A 14,927-nucleotide genomic window follows, 5' to 3' on the forward strand; every position below is an offset into this window, starting at 1 on the left:
GTCCTTCTATGGGACATGAACAACGGTTTTCCTGCTGGTCCGTCAGTTGTCGCCAACTTCAAACCTCCCGAAGGGCAGGGCCTTCAGCTCGTGATTGAGCTCCCCTAGACATGCTAGAGCTTGTTCAGTGTGTCAATATAAAATTTTTCACGTGTAAAAATTATAACGATTGAATTTGGGCAGGTTACATAGGCGTGAACTGCATCAAGCACGTGAAGGCGTGGACTACTGAGCACTGTTGTGTTGAAATTTGTTGCTTCTGGGCGGAAATAAATTTACGCATGAAAAGAAAAGTGGGTGGCGCCGAAAAATCGCTTCGATACCCCAATGGGAAAAGCAGGGCATGACCGAACAGAAGATCAGGACGATGGAAGAGTTCGCGGCGGCAAGCGGATTGTCTCGTCCTACGGTCTCGAAATATTTCGACAATCCTGAAAGCGTAAAGCCTTCCACGCGGGCTCGTATCGAAAAGGCGTTGAAAGACTATAATTATCAGCCCAACATTTTTGCAGTCAGCCTCAATCGCAAGAAGCCGAAGAACATCGGCGTTATCGTCCCGCATATATCCGATCCATTCTACGCGGAAATCATTCGCCAGATCGAGATGCGCTGTCTGGCGGAGGGCTACTGGACCATCGTGCTGTCATCTCATGGTGAGAGAAAACTCGAAGCGCGGGCGATGCGCACCTTGATGTCTCTCAAGATTGCGGGTGTTCTGATGGCTCCGCTCGGTTTCGATACGGATGAGAAGCTTCTTTCCAGTCTGTCGAACTCGACGCCTGCAGTTTTCCTGGACAGCCGTATCAGCGACGATCAGCCGTTCGTCGGCACGGATAATCGTCAGAGCATCGGGAATATCACTGAGTATCTCTATCGAACGGGGGAACACCCCTGCTTCCTCGAAATGCCGGCCGTAAACCAGAATGCGCTGGAACGGCGTTCGGCCTATATCGAAACCATGGAAAGGCTTGGCGTTGAACCGATCGTCCTTCCCATAGAAGCAAAGAACTGGAATTTCGAGGAACTGGGCTATCAGGAGGCAGGCCGGATTTTTGATCGCGGCGGGTTTCCGACGCGCACGGTTCTGTGTGCCAATGATCGTCTGGCTTTTGGCGTTATTTCCGCGGCATTCGAGCGTCGGCGCCATGTCGGGCGCGAGGAGGGCTGCGATCTTCGTGTCGCCGGTCATGACGACCATCCTCTCAGCCGCTTCACCTGTCCGCCGCTGACGACGGTTGCGCAGGATTATCGGCAAATCGCGCAACTGGGTCTCGATATGCTTTTCTCGCGGATCAATGCGCAGGAAAGCGGGGCAGCCGTCGAGAAGGAAATTCGCCGTCTCGATAGCCACCTCATCATGCGCGGCTCTGCGTGATGTCACCGAAAAGCCTCCTGAAAGCCGGAATATACACAGTTTTGCCATGCGTTCGCCGCAATTGATGGGCGAAAATACGCCTATTCGCGCAACGTTTCGCGTCTTCTGACGGCTCAAAGCTTCTTTTCGGCACTCTGCCTTAATTAAGGATGCCGTTTGGACTGAAACCAGTCCCTCCCGACCTTTCCGGCGAAAGAATTACTCTGCCGCTCCCTAGATTTTTTCCATGCTCGCCTATGTGGATATGTAGGCAGCAGGGAGTTGTGCGGCACACGGATTGCTGCAAGACTTGCAACCTATATCTGACCATATCTGGCCATATCTGGAATGCCTCGAAATTGGTGAGCGGTTAATCCGCCCGGCTTCCCTGCCCATATGACGGGATGCCGGTTGTGCTAGAAGGGGGTAATGTCTTGCTTATCTGGTTAACTTCTATTGTTCTTTTCCTGATCGGGCTTGCGCTCGGCGCGGGAGGCATCTGGCTCGCCGCACTCGGCGGTAGCTGGTATTACATACTCGCAGCGATCGGCTTTCTGCTGACCGCCGTTTTGCTTTCCCGGCGCAGCGCTTCAGCATTATGGGTCTATGCGCTTGTCATTCTTGGATCGCTCGGCTGGGCCGTTTATGAAGTCGGCTTCGATTGGTGGCAGCTTGGCGCACGCGGCGGCATCATCGTGCTGCTCGGCTTCTGGATGCTGACGCCCTGGATCAGGAAACCATTGAATAACGGAGCAGGCGATAGTGGTCTGCCGCTGGCCGCAGCCTCGGTGATCGCAGTCGTGGTCGCAGGCTATGCGATAACACAGGATACCTACAATATTGCCGGAGACCTGCCGACGGAGAAGGTCGCTGCAACGCCCGATCTTGGCGGCAACATGCCCGATGGTGAATGGCATCAATATGGTCGAACGCCTTACGGTCAGCGCTATTCGCCACTGGCGCAGATAACGCCGGAGAATGTCTCCAAGCTTCAGGTTGCCTGGCAGTATCAGACCGGCGATGTGAAGCAGCCGCAGGATGTGGGCGAAACGACCTATCAGGTCACGCCGCTCAAGATCGGCGATTCCCTTTATCTCTGCACGCCGCATAACTGGGCTATTGCGCTGGATGCGGCGACCGGCAAGGAAAAGTGGAAATTCGATCCCAAGGTCGGTTTCAATACAGACCGCCAGCACCAGACCTGCCGTGGTGTGAGCTACTGGAAAGATGCGACCGCAACAGCTGGAGCGAAATGCGCCGAGCGTGTCTATCTACCGACATCTGATGCACGATTGATTGCACTGGATACGGCCACCGGAGAAATCTGCACGGATTTCGCCAATGGTGGAACTCTCGATCTGAGCCACGGCATGAAATACAATCCGGCAGGGTATTACTACTCCACTTCGCCCCCTGCGGTCGTCGGCGACAAGATCATCGTTGGCGGTGCCGTCAACGATAATTATTCGACGGAAGAACAGTCCGGCGTCATTCGCGCATTCGATATCCGCACTGGCCAACTGCTGTGGAACTGGGATTCGGGCAATCCGGATGTCACCACGCCGCTGCCGGAGGGCGAGCACTACACGACCAACTCACCCAATAGCTGGTCCGTTTCAAGCGTCGATGAGAAGCTCGGGCTGATCTTTGTTCCGCTCGGCAACAAGGTGCCCGACCAGCTTGGTATGGACCGCAGCGAGAATGTGGAGAAGTTTTCCTCGTCCATCGTCGCTCTCGATGTGAACACTGGACAGCTTCGCTGGGTGCGCCAGACTGTTCACCATGATCTATGGGATATGGACGTTCCAGCCCAGCCGGTCCTGCTGGAAATCAACGGGGTTCCGGCACTGGTCGGACCGACGAAGCAGGGCGATCTCTATGTTCTGGATCGACGCACTGGCGAGCCGATCATTCCAGTCAGGGAAATTCCAGCTCCGACAGGCGCGATACCCGAGGACCATACTGCGCCGACGCAGCCGATCTCCGATCTTACTTTCAGTCCGCCACCCTTGCGCGAAAGCGACATGTGGGGTGTGACGATGTTCGATCAGCTCGCTTGTCGTATCAAGTTCCACGAGCTGTTCTATGAAGGCCGATATACCCCGCCTTCGCTGCGCGGAACGATTGTCTATCCGGGCAATTTCGGTGTGTTCAACTGGGGCAGCGTGGCCGTCGATCCGGTGCGGCAAGTCATGTTCGGTATGCCGACCTATCTCGCCTTCACCTCGCGCCTCGTTCCACGCGCGGACATTCCGCCGAAAGGACAGGATGAAAAGGGAAGCGAGCAGGGCTTGAACCGCAACGACGGCGCGCCTTATGGCGTCTTCATGGGACCATTCCTGGGTCCGCTCGGTATTCCCTGCCAGACGCCGCCATGGGGTTATGTCGCTGGTGTTGACTTGCGAACCGGTAAGATTGCCTACAAACATCGGAATGGAACGATCCGCGATATGTCACCGGTTCCACTTCCGCTGAAGGTCGGCGTCCCGGGCATTGGCGGACCGATGATCACCGCAGGCGGCGTTGCCTTCCTTGGTGCAGCCGTGGATGATTATCTGCGCGCCTATGACCTGACTTCGGGCAAGCAGCTCTGGGAAGCACGGCTTCCTGCTGGCGGGCAGTCGACGCCAATGAGCTATACGGTCGGCGATCAGCAATTCGTTCTGATGGTTGCCGGCGGGCATGGTTCTGTTGGCACCAAGCCCGGCGATTACGTGATCGCCTATACTCTGCCGAAAGGCTGAGCTGGTGATGTGAAACGAAAACGCCGGGAGTGATCCCGGCGCTTTCATTTGAAAATCTCAGATTTTGCCGTGCAGCAACTCACCTTTTCGCGGAGCCGGGCGCTTGCGGCTTTCCACGCTGTTTTCTGCGAGCTGGTGAATGATCGGGCAATCGGGGCGGTTGTCCCCGTGGCAGTTTTTCGCGAGGTAGCGCAGCGTATCAGCCATTTCCTGCAACTGACGCATCTTGGCTTCCAGCTCCTCGACATGGCCAAGCGCTACCTTCTTGACGTCAGCCGATGCGCGGTTGCGATCGCGCCAGAGCGTCAGCAGTTCCTTGATCTGTTCAACCTGAAAACCGAGATCGCGGCTGCGGCGGATGAAGCGCAGCGTCTCAACGTCTTTCTGCGTATAGACGCGATAGCCCGAACCGGTTCTCTCGGCAGCTTCAATGAGTCCGATTGTTTCATAATGGCGGATCATCTTCGCCGATATGCCAGATGCTGCAGCTGCCTGCCCTATATTCATCCCGTTCCTCGCTGTGGTTATTTGCAAGGATATAGGAATGCAGAGACGTCTTTCAAAGAGGCTTATGCTGTCAGATGGCTCGTCCGGAACGTTTCATGAGGTAATGTTCAATTGCCTGAAACCCATCAAAGATGAGTATGGCAAGTGCGGCCACGACGAGCCCTCCTTGCAAAACAAAAGCAAGATTGTTGGAAATGAGCCCGGCGATGATGACTTCTCCAAGTGTTCTGGCAGCGACAGTCGAGCCAATGGTAGCCGTTGCAAGGCCGATCACAACGGAAAGTCTGATACCCGCTAGAATAACCGGCATGGCAAGGGGAACCTCGACTTTGACAAGCCGTTGCGCGCTGGTCATCCCCATGCCGCGTGCAGCTTCGACAACCGGAGGCGGCAGAGTCGTTAGTCCTGTCAGCGTATTTTCAAAAATCGGAAGCAGACCATAGAGGAAGAGTGCAATCAGGGTCGGCTTGTCTCCGAAACCGAAGACCGGCACTGCAAGTGCCAGCACTGCAACTGGAGGAAAGGTCTGGCCGATATTCACAAGGCTGCGTGAGAGTGGCAGAAACTCCGCGCCCTGCTTTCTGGTAACAAAGATTGCCATCGAGACGGCTACAATCGTGGATGCAAGTGCGGCCAGAGCGACCAGGCCGAGATGCTGCAAAGTCAGTGTCACGAAGTTTGCACGATCATAAATGACCGGGACGCCCTCATCGACAAGCGGTCGAAACAACGGCTCGAAAAGATGGGGCCGCCACAGAAACAGCAGCAGAACGCCCAGAAGCAGCGCACGCGGAACAAGGGACAGGAACAATTTCATGCCGGACGCTCTGCCTGATGCAGAAGCCTGTCGAGCGTGACTTGTCCAAGTGGCCTTCCATCATGGTCAAGAACGGGAAGGGCTTTGCGCCCTGACCACAGAAGCTCGGCAAGGGCATCGCGTTGCGACGCTGTTACCGGCATTGTTGCACCGCTTGCATCACCGGGCTGGAGCACGGTTTTAAGGTCCATGAGAGAGAGGAGGCGGAAAGGCCGTTCGCCCGTACCGACAAGACGTTCGACGAAATCGGTTGCCGGACGGGCAAGAATTTCTGCCGGTGGACCATATTGCAGCAATTTTCCGTCATCCATGACGGCGATACGATCACCCAGCGATATGGCTTCCTCCATGTCGTGCGTGACAAGGATTATGGTCGTGCCGAGCCGCTTCTGGATCGCCTTCAGATCTTCCTGCGCCTTGGCTCGGATTACCGGATCGAGTGCCCCGAATGGCTCGTCCATGAGAAGGATGTTCGGCCCGGCAGCGAGTGCGCGTGCCACACCGACGCGTTGCTGTTGCCCGCCGGAAAGTTCATGCGGGTAGCGGTCGCGATAGTCTGCCGGTTCAAGCTGGAAGAGGTCAAGCAGTTCATCCACGCGAGCATCGATGCGCTGTTTCTGCCATCCAAGCAGAAGGGGAACCGTCGCTATGTTTTCTGCGACAGTGCGATGCGGAAACAGTCCGTTCTGCTGGATGACGTAACCGATCCGCCGCCGCAGAACATGACCGGGTTCGTCCATGATGCTGCGGCCATCGATGCGGATTTCTCCGTCGGTCGGCTCGACCAGACGATTGACCATCCGCAGGAGGGTCGTCTTGCCGGAACCTGACGTCCCGACAATGGCAGCAATACTGTGGGGTTCGATGGTGAAGCTCACCGCGTCCACCGCTGCGCGTCCGTTATAGCGCTTCGTGATATGGTCGAATTCGATCATTGGGAGCTGCCTTTCCCGGTGATTTCTATCGCTGCATCGAGAATGACAGCAGCCGCAAAGGCGAGGAGAACGGTAGGCAAGGCACCCAGCAGAACAAGATCCATGGCCGTTTGCCCAATGCCCTGAAAGACGAATGTTCCGAAGCCGCCGCCACCAATCAATGCCGCGATGGTCGTCAGGCCGATATTCTGCACCATGACGATACGTATGCCGGTGAGAATAACGGGAAAAGCGAGCGGAAATTCCGTTTTGAAGAGGCGTTGCAGGCGCGTCATGCCCATGCCGCGGGCTGCGTCCGTTACCGGCTCCGGCACCTGTGCCAGCCCTGCGACGGTATTCGCCACGATAGGCAGCAGCGAATAGAGGAAAAGCGCAACGAATGCCGGTGCAGCGCCGATACCACGAATACCGATAGCACCCGCCCAGGGAAACTGCGTGGCGACCCAGCCGAGTGGCGCAATCAAAATACCGAACAGGGCCATTGACGGAATGGTCTGCACGATATTGAGGCTGTTAAGAACGAAAGCCCGCAACCCGGCCAAGCGATGGCAGACAAGCCCCAGCGGAATACCCACTGCGGTCGCCGCTGCAAGCGATCCCAATGCCAACGATATATGCCGCTCCGCTTCGTTCCAGAAGCTGTCCGCGCGGCTTTGATATTCCTTCATGAATGAGATGCTGTCCCAGAGGCCTGAGGAAAGCAGCGCGGCCAGAAGTAATCCTGCAATGACCAGCAGTCCGACCCGTAAAAACGGACCGGCACGCAGCCGGACCAGCCCATCCGCGACATAAAGTGCGCTCGCAAAAAACAACAGCCAAAAGCCGGAAGCCGGAGAAACGCGCGCATATCTGTTTCCTTCGGGCGACAGATATGACGCGGCCAGGCCGATTGCCACCATGACGGATGCGAGGCAGAACAGAGCCGCGAACAGTCGCAACAAATTGTTGCTGCGGACAAAGCCGATCAGCAGTCCTGCCGCTACGACAGCGGCGAACAGCAGCGCCAATGAGGGTGGCAGGGCATCCAAAAGATAACGAGGCTCGCCTTGAACAATGCGGTTTGCCCGAAAGTTTGCGAATGGCAGAAGCAATCCCGATAAGGCGATTGCCGCAATGACCAGTCCGAGCTTGTCGATATATGCAAACAAGCCCCTCGTGCCATTTGCCTGGATCGTCTGGTGTGTTGCACTCATGCCCGGCAATTATCCGTTATCGCGCTCTCTACTTGAGAAATCCGTTGGCTTTAAGAAAATCCTCGGCAACCGCCTTTGCCGGTTCGCCACCCAGTTGCACGCGACCGTTGAGTTCCTGAAGGGTGGTCAGGTCGAGTTTCTCGAAGACGGGTTTCAGAAGTTCCTCGATCTTCGGATTTTTCTTCAAGACTTCCTCACGGATGATCGGGGCGGGCTGGTAAACCGGCTGCACATGCTTGTCGTCTTCAAGAACGACAAGTCCGGAAGGCGCGATACCCCCATCGGTGCCGTAGACCATGGCCGCGTTGGCGCCGCTGGTCTGGTTGGCAGCAGCAGCAATGGTTGCAGCCGTGTCTCCGCCGGAAAGTGTGATGAGCTGGTCGGGTTTCAGGGTGAAGCTATAGGCGGTCTGGAAAGCGGGCAGGGCTGCTGCCGAGTTCACGAATTCCGAGGATGCGGCCAGAATGACCTTTCCGCCGCCTGAAATGTACTTTCCGAATTCGCTCAGGTTCGTAAGCTTGTTTTCGTCGGCGACATCCTTGCGCACCGCAATGCCCCAGGTGTTGTTTGCCGGTGAGGGCGCCAGCCAGACGATCTTGTTGGCATCGTAATCGAGCTGCTTTGCAGTCCCATAAGCTTTGGCTGGGTCTTTCCAGAGCGGATCGTCAGCCTTGTTGAAGAAGAAGGCGGCATTGCCCGTATATTCGGGATAGATGTCGATTTCGCCAGCGGTGATCGCCTTGCGGACGACCGGCGTGGCGCCGAGCTGGATACGATCAGTGGTCTGGATACCATTTGCATTGAGAATGGCCAGAATGATGTTGCCAAGGACGCCGCCCTCAGTGTCGATCTTGGAAGACACGACCACCTGTGCCTGCGCGAGGCTGGAAAACTGAACTGCGCCTGCAAAGAGGGCAAGTGCGATGGCACTTCCCTTGAATAGGTTTCTGTACGACATGCTCATCATCCCATCGCGCTGGTTTTTCCTTGTGAAGGTAAACTATAGCGCCAACGGGAAAAGGAAACCGCCGTTCGACACCCCTCCTGACAGCAGGCTGGCAGGAGGGGTAATGTCAAAAGGCTGGGTCAGGCAGCAAAATCGTTTTGCGTGCCGTGTGCTTCAATAGCCTGTGCAAGACGCTGCAGCGCATGGACATAAGCTGCCGAGCGAACCGTCACATTGTGCTGCTTGGCATGGTTCCAGATGGCGCGGCCTTCACGTTCCATGATGGTTTTCAGGCGCTCATGGATTTCTTCAAGCGTCCAGTAATAGCCCTGACGGTTCTGCACCCATTCGAAATAGGAAACCGTCACGCCACCGGCATTGGCCAGAATATCCGGCAGAACGATGACGCCATTTTTCGCAAGGATTTCGTCTGCTTCCGGTGTCACTGGACCATTTGCAAGCTCGACAATAAGCTTGGCCTTGATGGAAGCTGCGTTGTCGGCATGGATCATGTTTTCCATGGCGCTCGGCACCAGAACATCGCAGTCGGCTGCAAGCAACTCATCGGGAGTGATGGCTTCATGGCCGTTCTTGCCAGCTGTCGAGACAACCGACTTGTTCTGTGCTTTCGCTTCCAGAAGAGCATCGAGATCAAGGCCGTTGGCGCAATAAACAGCACCGGACGAATCCGATACGGCAACGATCTTGTGACCATCGCTTGCCATCAGCTTGACGATGAACTGACCGGCATTGCCGAAGCCCTGAACCGTGACGCGAAGCTGCGCAGCAAGGCCCAGATCGTGCGACAGATGGCGCACGAGATAGAAGCCGCCGCGCGCCGTGGCATCATTGCGTCCAAGCGAACCGCCAAGTGCCAGCGGCTTGCCGGTGATGACGGCAGGCGAGGATTGTCCGACGATCTGGGAATATTCGTCTGCCATCCAGCCCATGATCATGGAATTGGTATAGACATCCGGTGCCGGAATGTCGCGATCCGGCCCGATAATGCCGGAGAAAGCCTGGATATAGGCGCGCGAAAGACGCTCCAGCTCAGCCTTTGAAAGTTGACGTGGATCGACCTGAATTGCACCCTTTCCGCCGCCATAAGGCAGGTTCATGACGGCGCATTTGAAAGTCATCCAGAAGGCCAGCGTTTCAACCTCTTCCGCGGTCGATTCCGGATGATAGCGGATGCCGCCCTTCGTCGGTCCGCGCGTGTCGTCGTAGCGGCAGCGCCATGCAAGAAAGGATTTGCGCGAACCATCATCCATGCGGATCATCAGTCGCACTTTCATGGTCTCACGTGCATATTTCAGCTTCTCGATGACGTCCGCATCGATGTTGATGTGGCCTGCAGCCTCGTCCAGACGGACAAGTGCACTTTCGAGTAGATTCTCCTTAGTCACGGAATCACCTTTCTTGCGTTTCTTTTATTTTGGACGCGATTTTACGAAAGAATGCGTAGTCCTTTGCGCAATAAAAGAAAAGAGAAAAGGACAATAATGTTGTCCTATTTTACAGGGGCGATTTTTGAAACTGCTTTGCCGTCAGGTTGCAGACGCGGGCCCACTTGTATGAGGTGGACCAGATGTCGCGAAATGGTAGGCATGTCGTATTTGTGGCGTCTTTTGACGCAAGCCTGCTGTCGGGTTTGAAACGGAAACAATAGAAATATCATCAAAGGCTTCGCTTGTGCCGACAGGGCGCTTGCGGTCGCGAAACTGGTGGTTGTCTATGTCCCGTTTTTCTGCAGCTTCTATTATTAAAAATGCGCTTTCCGGCAACAAGAACTGGAAGCCGCAATGGCCGAATGCCGAACCCAAGGCCGAATATGACGTGATCATCGTCGGCGCTGGCGGGCATGGTCTGGGTGCGGCCTATTATCTGGCCAAGGAACATGGCATCACCAATGTCGCGGTCATCGAAAAAGGCTGGCTTGGTGGCGGCAATACCGGGCGCAACACCACGATTATCCGCTCCAACTATCTCTATGATGAGAGCGCGCATCTTTACGAACATGCGATGAAGCTGTGGGAAGGCTTGAGCCAGGACCTCAACTACAACGTCATGTTCTCGCAGCGCGGCGTGATGATGCTGGCCCATACGGTGCATGATGTGCAGAGCTTCAAGCGTCACATCCATGCCAATCGTCTCAACGGCATCGACAATGAATGGCTGACCAAGGAGCAGGCGAAGGAATATTGTCCGCCGCTCGATATTTCAGCCAATGCGCGCTATCCGGTCGTCGGTGCCACCTTGCAGCGGCGCGGCGGCGTGGCCCGTCACGATGCGGTTGCATGGGGCTATGCGCGTGGTGCGACGGAGCGCGGCGTTGATATCATCCAGAACTGCCCGGTTACGGCCATCCGTCGCGATGCATCGGGCCGTGTGACCGGCGTTGATACGCCACGCGGTTTCATCAAGGCCAAGAAAGTGGCGGTCTCCGCTGCTGGCAGCACTTCCATTGTCATGGATACGGCAGGCGTGCGTATGCCGCTTGAAAGCTTCCCGCTACAGGCGCTCGTGTCCGAGCCGGTCAAGCCGATCTTCCCATGTGTGGTCATGTCCAACACGGTTCATGCCTATATCAGCCAGTCCGACAAGGGCGAGCTGGTGATCGGTTCCGGCACTGACCAATATGTGTCCTACAGCCAGCGCGGCGGCCTGCCGCTGATCGAGCATACGCTTGCGGCCATCTGCGAAGTCTTCCCGATCTTCACCCGTATGCGGATGCTGCGCAAATGGGGCGGTATTGTTGATGTCACGCCGGATCGTTCGCCGATTATCGGCAAGACGCCGGTGCCGGGCCTCTTCGTGAATTGCGGCTGGGGCACGGGCGGTTTCAAGGCGACGCCAGGTTCGGCGCACGTCTTTGCGCATACAATTGCCCGCGACGAACCACACTGGATCAACGCACCCTTCACGCTTGAACGCTTCACCACCGGTCGCCTGATCGATGAAGCGGCTGCTGCCGCCGTGGCTCACTAAGGAAATAGGGGAAACACTAATGCTTCTTATCCGTTGCCCTTATTGCGAGATGGAACGCCCAGAGCTGGAATTCGCCTATGCGGGCGAAGCGCATATCGCGCGTCCAGCCGACCCATCGACACTGACCGATGATGAATGGCGCGACTTCCTGTTCACGCGCTCCAACCCACGCGGCACCCATTATGAACGCTGGCGGCATATCAATGGCTGCGGCCGCTTTTTCAATGCGGTGCGCGATACGGTGAGCGACAAGTTTGCGGTGACCTACAAGGCAGGCGAACCACGTCCTGCTTTGGCAGAAACTCCGGCTGCGGAGACGAAATAATGACCGATATGCGCATTCATAACAAAGGCCGTGTCAACAAGGCCAAGTCCGTTCGGTTCACCCTCAATGGCAAGACCTATTCCGGCTTTGAAGGTGATACGCTGGCATCCGCCATGCTTGCCAATGGCGAGCATCTGGCCGGTCGCTCGTTCAAATATCACCGCCCGCGCGGCATTCTTTCTGCCGGTTCCGAAGAGCCGAATGCGCTGATGGGTGTCTCAAGAGGACCCGGCCGGTTTGAGCCAAACACCCGCGCAACGGTGCTGGAACTCTATGATGGTCTCAAGGCCGAAACCCAGAACCACTGGCCGTCGCTGAAGCACGATGTCGGCGCGATCAATGATGCGTTCTACATGTTCTTCTCGGCAGGCTTTTACTACAAGACCTTCATGTGGCCGAAAAGCTTCTGGAACAAGGTCTATGAGCCTTTCATCCGTGGCGCTGCCGGTCTTGGCAAATCGCCGTCCGAGCCCGATCCGGACACCTATGCCAGCCGCTATGCTTTCTGCGATGTGCTGGTTGCCGGTGGTGGACCTGCCGGTCTGGCCGCCGCCCTTGAAGCCGCAAAGAGTGGCGCGAAGGTCATCCTCGTCGACGAGCAGGCTGAATTTGGCGGCTCGCTTCTGTCGGAACCGGAGCCGGTCATCAATGGCCGCGCAAGCTGGGACTGGCTGAACGAAACCATAGCGGCCCTTAAAGCCAATCCGAATGTCACGCTTTTGCCGCGCACGACGGCCATCGGCTATTACCATCAGAACATGGTTGGTCTTTGCGAACGCCTGACTGATCATCAGGCCAAGCCTGCCTCCAATGCGCCGCGTGAGCGTATGTGGCGTGTGCGCGCAAAACAGGTGGTGCTGGCGCAGGGCGCGATTGAAAAGCCGCTGGTCTTTGCAGGCAATGACCGCCCCGGCGTGATGCTGGCATCGAGCGCACGCACCTATCTCAATCGCTATGGCGTCAAGGTCGGCAATCAGGCAGTCGTCGTCACCTCGCATGACAGCGCATGGCTTGCGGCTTTCGATCTCGCGGTCGCAGGTGTGAAGGTTCCGGCCATCATCGATGTGCGTTCAAGCGTTGCCGACAGCCTCGTCAACCGCGCCAAAATGCTTGGCATTGAAACACTGACCGGCTGGACTGTGACGGATACCGGCGGACGCCATCGCGTGTCGTCTGTGCGGGCTAATCCGGTTTCCAATGGCTCGGTCGGTGCTGCGCGCACGATTGCCTGCGATGTGCTGCTGATGTCTGGCGGCTGGAATCCGAGCGTGCATCTGTTCTCGCACACGAAAGGCTCTCTCGTCTGGGATGAGGCACGCCAGATTTATCTGCCGGGCGAACGCACCGAGGAAAGCCGCTGTGCCGGTGCAGGCAATGGCAATTTCGACCTGCAGGCTGCATTGCACGAGGGTGCGGAAGCGGGTGCCGCTGCTGCCAATGATTCCGGACACAAAGCCAAGGCGTCTGAATATGCGGTCGCCGGTGATTTTGTCTGCGACGGCGTAAGCTGTCGTGAACTGCCGACGGATCGGGATCCGGGCAAGGCCAAAGCTTTCATCGATTTCCAGAACGATGTGACTGCCAAGGATATTCGTCTGGCCGTGCGCGAGGGTTTCCATTCCATCGAGCACGTCAAGCGCTATACCACCAACGGCATGGCGACCGATCAGGGCAAGACCTCGAACATTAACGGTCTGGCGGTTGCAGCCGATGCGCTCAAGCGCCCAACGCCGCAGGTAGGTCTTACAACCTTCCGCCCGCCTTACACGCCGACGACCTTTGGCGCTTTCTGCGGTTACAATCGCGGCAAGCTGTTCGATGTCACGCGCAAGACACCGATCGATAGCTGGGCTGAACAGCATGGCGCAGCTTTTGAGCCGGTCTCACTGTGGCGTCGCGCATGGTACTTCCCGAAAACCGGCGAAGACATGCATCAGGCCGTGGCGCGTGAATGCAAGGCGACCCGCCAGTCGCTCGGCATGTTCGACGCTTCCACCCTTGGCAAGATCGAAGTGGTTGGCCCGGATGCCGCGGAATTCATGAACCGCATGTACACCAACCCATGGACGAAGCTTGGCATTGGGCGCTGCCGTTATGGTCTGCTGCTTGGCGAAGACGGCTTCATCCGCGATGACGGTGTTGTCGGTCGCCTGACGCAGGATCGCTTCCATGTGACGACCACAACCGGCGGTGCCGCGCGTGTTCTCAACATGATGGAAGACTATCTCCAGACTGAATGGCCTGACCTGAAAGTCTCATTGACCTCGACCACCGAACAGTGGGCAGTGGTGGCAATCAATGGTCCGAATGCGCGCAAGCTCATTGAGCCAATGGTTGAAGGTCTGGATATTTCGGACGAAGCCTTCCCGCATATGTCGGTGGCGGAATGCACATTCCTTGGCGTGTCAGCGCGTCTGTTCCGCATGAGCTTCACCGGCGAGCTGGGCTATGAAATCAACGTGCCTGCCCGTTACGGCCTGTCACTCTGGAAGGCGCTTTATGAGGCCGGCCAGCAATACGACATCACGCCTTACGGCACCGAAACCATGCACGTTCTGCGCGCTGAAAAGGGCTATATCATTGTCGGTCAGGATACTGACGGCACAATTACGCCGGATGATGCAAGCCTTGGCTGGGCGATTGGCAAGCAGAAGCCGGATTTCGTCGGCAAGCGTTCGCTGGCGCGTCCGGATATGCTGAAATCAGATCGCAAGCATCTCGTGGGCCTGCTCACCAACGATCCAAAGCTGGTGCTGGAAGAAGGTGCGCAGATTGTCGCCGATCCAAAGCAGGCGCTGCCAATGACCATGCTTGGCCATGTCACCTCGTCCTATTGGAGCGAGACGCTTGGCCGGTCTATCGCCATGGCCGTGGTATCAGGCGGCAAGGATCGGATGGGTGAAACGCTTTATATGCCGATGCCGGATGGCACAGTGCATGAGGCTGTAGTTTCGGGCATGGTCTTCTATGACCCCGAAGGAAAGAAACTGAACGGATAACACTACAGCTGCATTCTTCGTGATGCCGGGCTGCAAAGAGCAATTTGTCTGCGTTCCGGTGCTCGCGTACCTTTAAGTACGCTCCGCTCCGGTACTCGAAAATCACTCTTTTCGCCACG

11 protein-coding genes are annotated in these 14,927 nt (G+C 56.7%); 5 read left to right on the forward strand and 6 right to left on the reverse strand.

Features of this window, described 5'->3' with window-relative positions:
- Positions 1 to 343: 343 nt before the first annotated feature.
- Together OHI65_RS10725 and OHI65_RS10730 are read left to right on the forward strand one after the other, a co-directional pair.
- On the forward strand, positions 344 to 1,375 hold the full coding sequence (locus OHI65_RS10725; protein WP_040128952.1) for a LacI family DNA-binding transcriptional regulator: 1,032 nt from the start codon (positions 344 to 346) through the stop codon (positions 1,373 to 1,375).
- 413 nt (positions 1,376 to 1,788) lie between these two features.
- Positions 1,789 to 4,098 (forward strand): glucose/quinate/shikimate family membrane-bound PQQ-dependent dehydrogenase, encoded by a 2,310-nt coding sequence (locus tag OHI65_RS10730; RefSeq protein WP_094514754.1) that lies wholly within the window; start codon positions 1,789 to 1,791, stop codon positions 4,096 to 4,098.
- 57 nt (positions 4,099 to 4,155) lie between these two features.
- Here the strand turns inward: OHI65_RS10730 and cueR are convergent, their stop codons facing one another.
- From cueR to OHI65_RS10760, 6 genes are all read right to left on the reverse strand, one after another.
- Complete coding sequence (gene cueR / locus OHI65_RS10735; RefSeq protein WP_010658066.1) at positions 4,156 to 4,605, reverse strand: Cu(I)-responsive transcriptional regulator; 450 nt, start codon at positions 4,603 to 4,605, stop codon at positions 4,156 to 4,158.
- Between the two features lie 70 nt (positions 4,606 to 4,675).
- Positions 4,676 to 5,422 (reverse strand): ABC transporter permease, encoded by a 747-nt coding sequence (locus OHI65_RS10740; protein ID WP_040128950.1) that lies wholly within the window; start codon positions 5,420 to 5,422, stop codon positions 4,676 to 4,678.
- A complete protein-coding gene (locus OHI65_RS10745; RefSeq protein WP_094514728.1) occupies positions 5,419 to 6,357 on the reverse strand; it encodes an ABC transporter ATP-binding protein in 939 nt (312 codons plus the stop codon). The genes OHI65_RS10740 and OHI65_RS10745 overlap by 4 nt, the downstream gene beginning before the upstream one ends.
- Positions 6,354 to 7,559: an ABC transporter permease gene (locus OHI65_RS10750; protein ID WP_413541926.1), complete on the reverse strand. Its 1,206-nt coding sequence runs from the start codon at positions 7,557 to 7,559 to the stop codon at positions 6,354 to 6,356. Before OHI65_RS10750 ends, OHI65_RS10745 begins: the two co-directional genes overlap by 4 nt.
- Before the next feature lie 19 nt (positions 7,560 to 7,578).
- Positions 7,579 to 8,508 carry an ABC transporter substrate-binding protein gene (locus tag OHI65_RS10755; protein WP_264358829.1) on the reverse strand — a complete coding sequence of 310 codons (930 nt, stop codon included), beginning with the start codon at positions 8,506 to 8,508 and terminating at the stop codon, positions 7,579 to 7,581.
- A 128-nt stretch (positions 8,509 to 8,636) separates the two neighbouring features.
- The gene (locus tag OHI65_RS10760; RefSeq protein ID WP_264358830.1) at positions 8,637 to 9,902 is read right to left on the reverse strand and encodes a Glu/Leu/Phe/Val family dehydrogenase; all 1,266 of its coding nucleotides are present in this window, start codon (positions 9,900 to 9,902) and stop codon (positions 8,637 to 8,639) included.
- Between the two features lie 328 nt (positions 9,903 to 10,230).
- On the opposite strand from OHI65_RS10760, the gene OHI65_RS10765 reads away from it, so the two are divergent.
- From OHI65_RS10765 to OHI65_RS10775, 3 genes are read left to right on the forward strand one after another with little or no spacing between them, the layout of a single operon-like run.
- Complete coding sequence (locus OHI65_RS10765) at positions 10,231 to 11,484, forward strand: sarcosine oxidase subunit beta family protein (protein ID WP_010658072.1); 1,254 nt, start codon at positions 10,231 to 10,233, stop codon at positions 11,482 to 11,484.
- Between the two features lie 19 nt (positions 11,485 to 11,503).
- Positions 11,504 to 11,809 carry a sarcosine oxidase subunit delta gene (locus tag OHI65_RS10770; protein WP_061344903.1) on the forward strand — a complete coding sequence of 102 codons (306 nt, stop codon included), beginning with the start codon at positions 11,504 to 11,506 and terminating at the stop codon, positions 11,807 to 11,809.
- Positions 11,809 to 14,808: a sarcosine oxidase subunit alpha gene (locus OHI65_RS10775; RefSeq protein WP_264358831.1), complete on the forward strand. Its 3,000-nt coding sequence runs from the start codon at positions 11,809 to 11,811 to the stop codon at positions 14,806 to 14,808. The genes OHI65_RS10770 and OHI65_RS10775 overlap by 1 nt, the downstream gene beginning before the upstream one ends.
- Positions 14,809 to 14,927 lie beyond the last annotated feature (119 nt).

This window comes from Brucella sp. MAB-22 (assembly GCF_025908475.1).
GTDB lineage: Bacteria > Pseudomonadota > Alphaproteobacteria > Rhizobiales > Rhizobiaceae > Brucella > Brucella anthropi.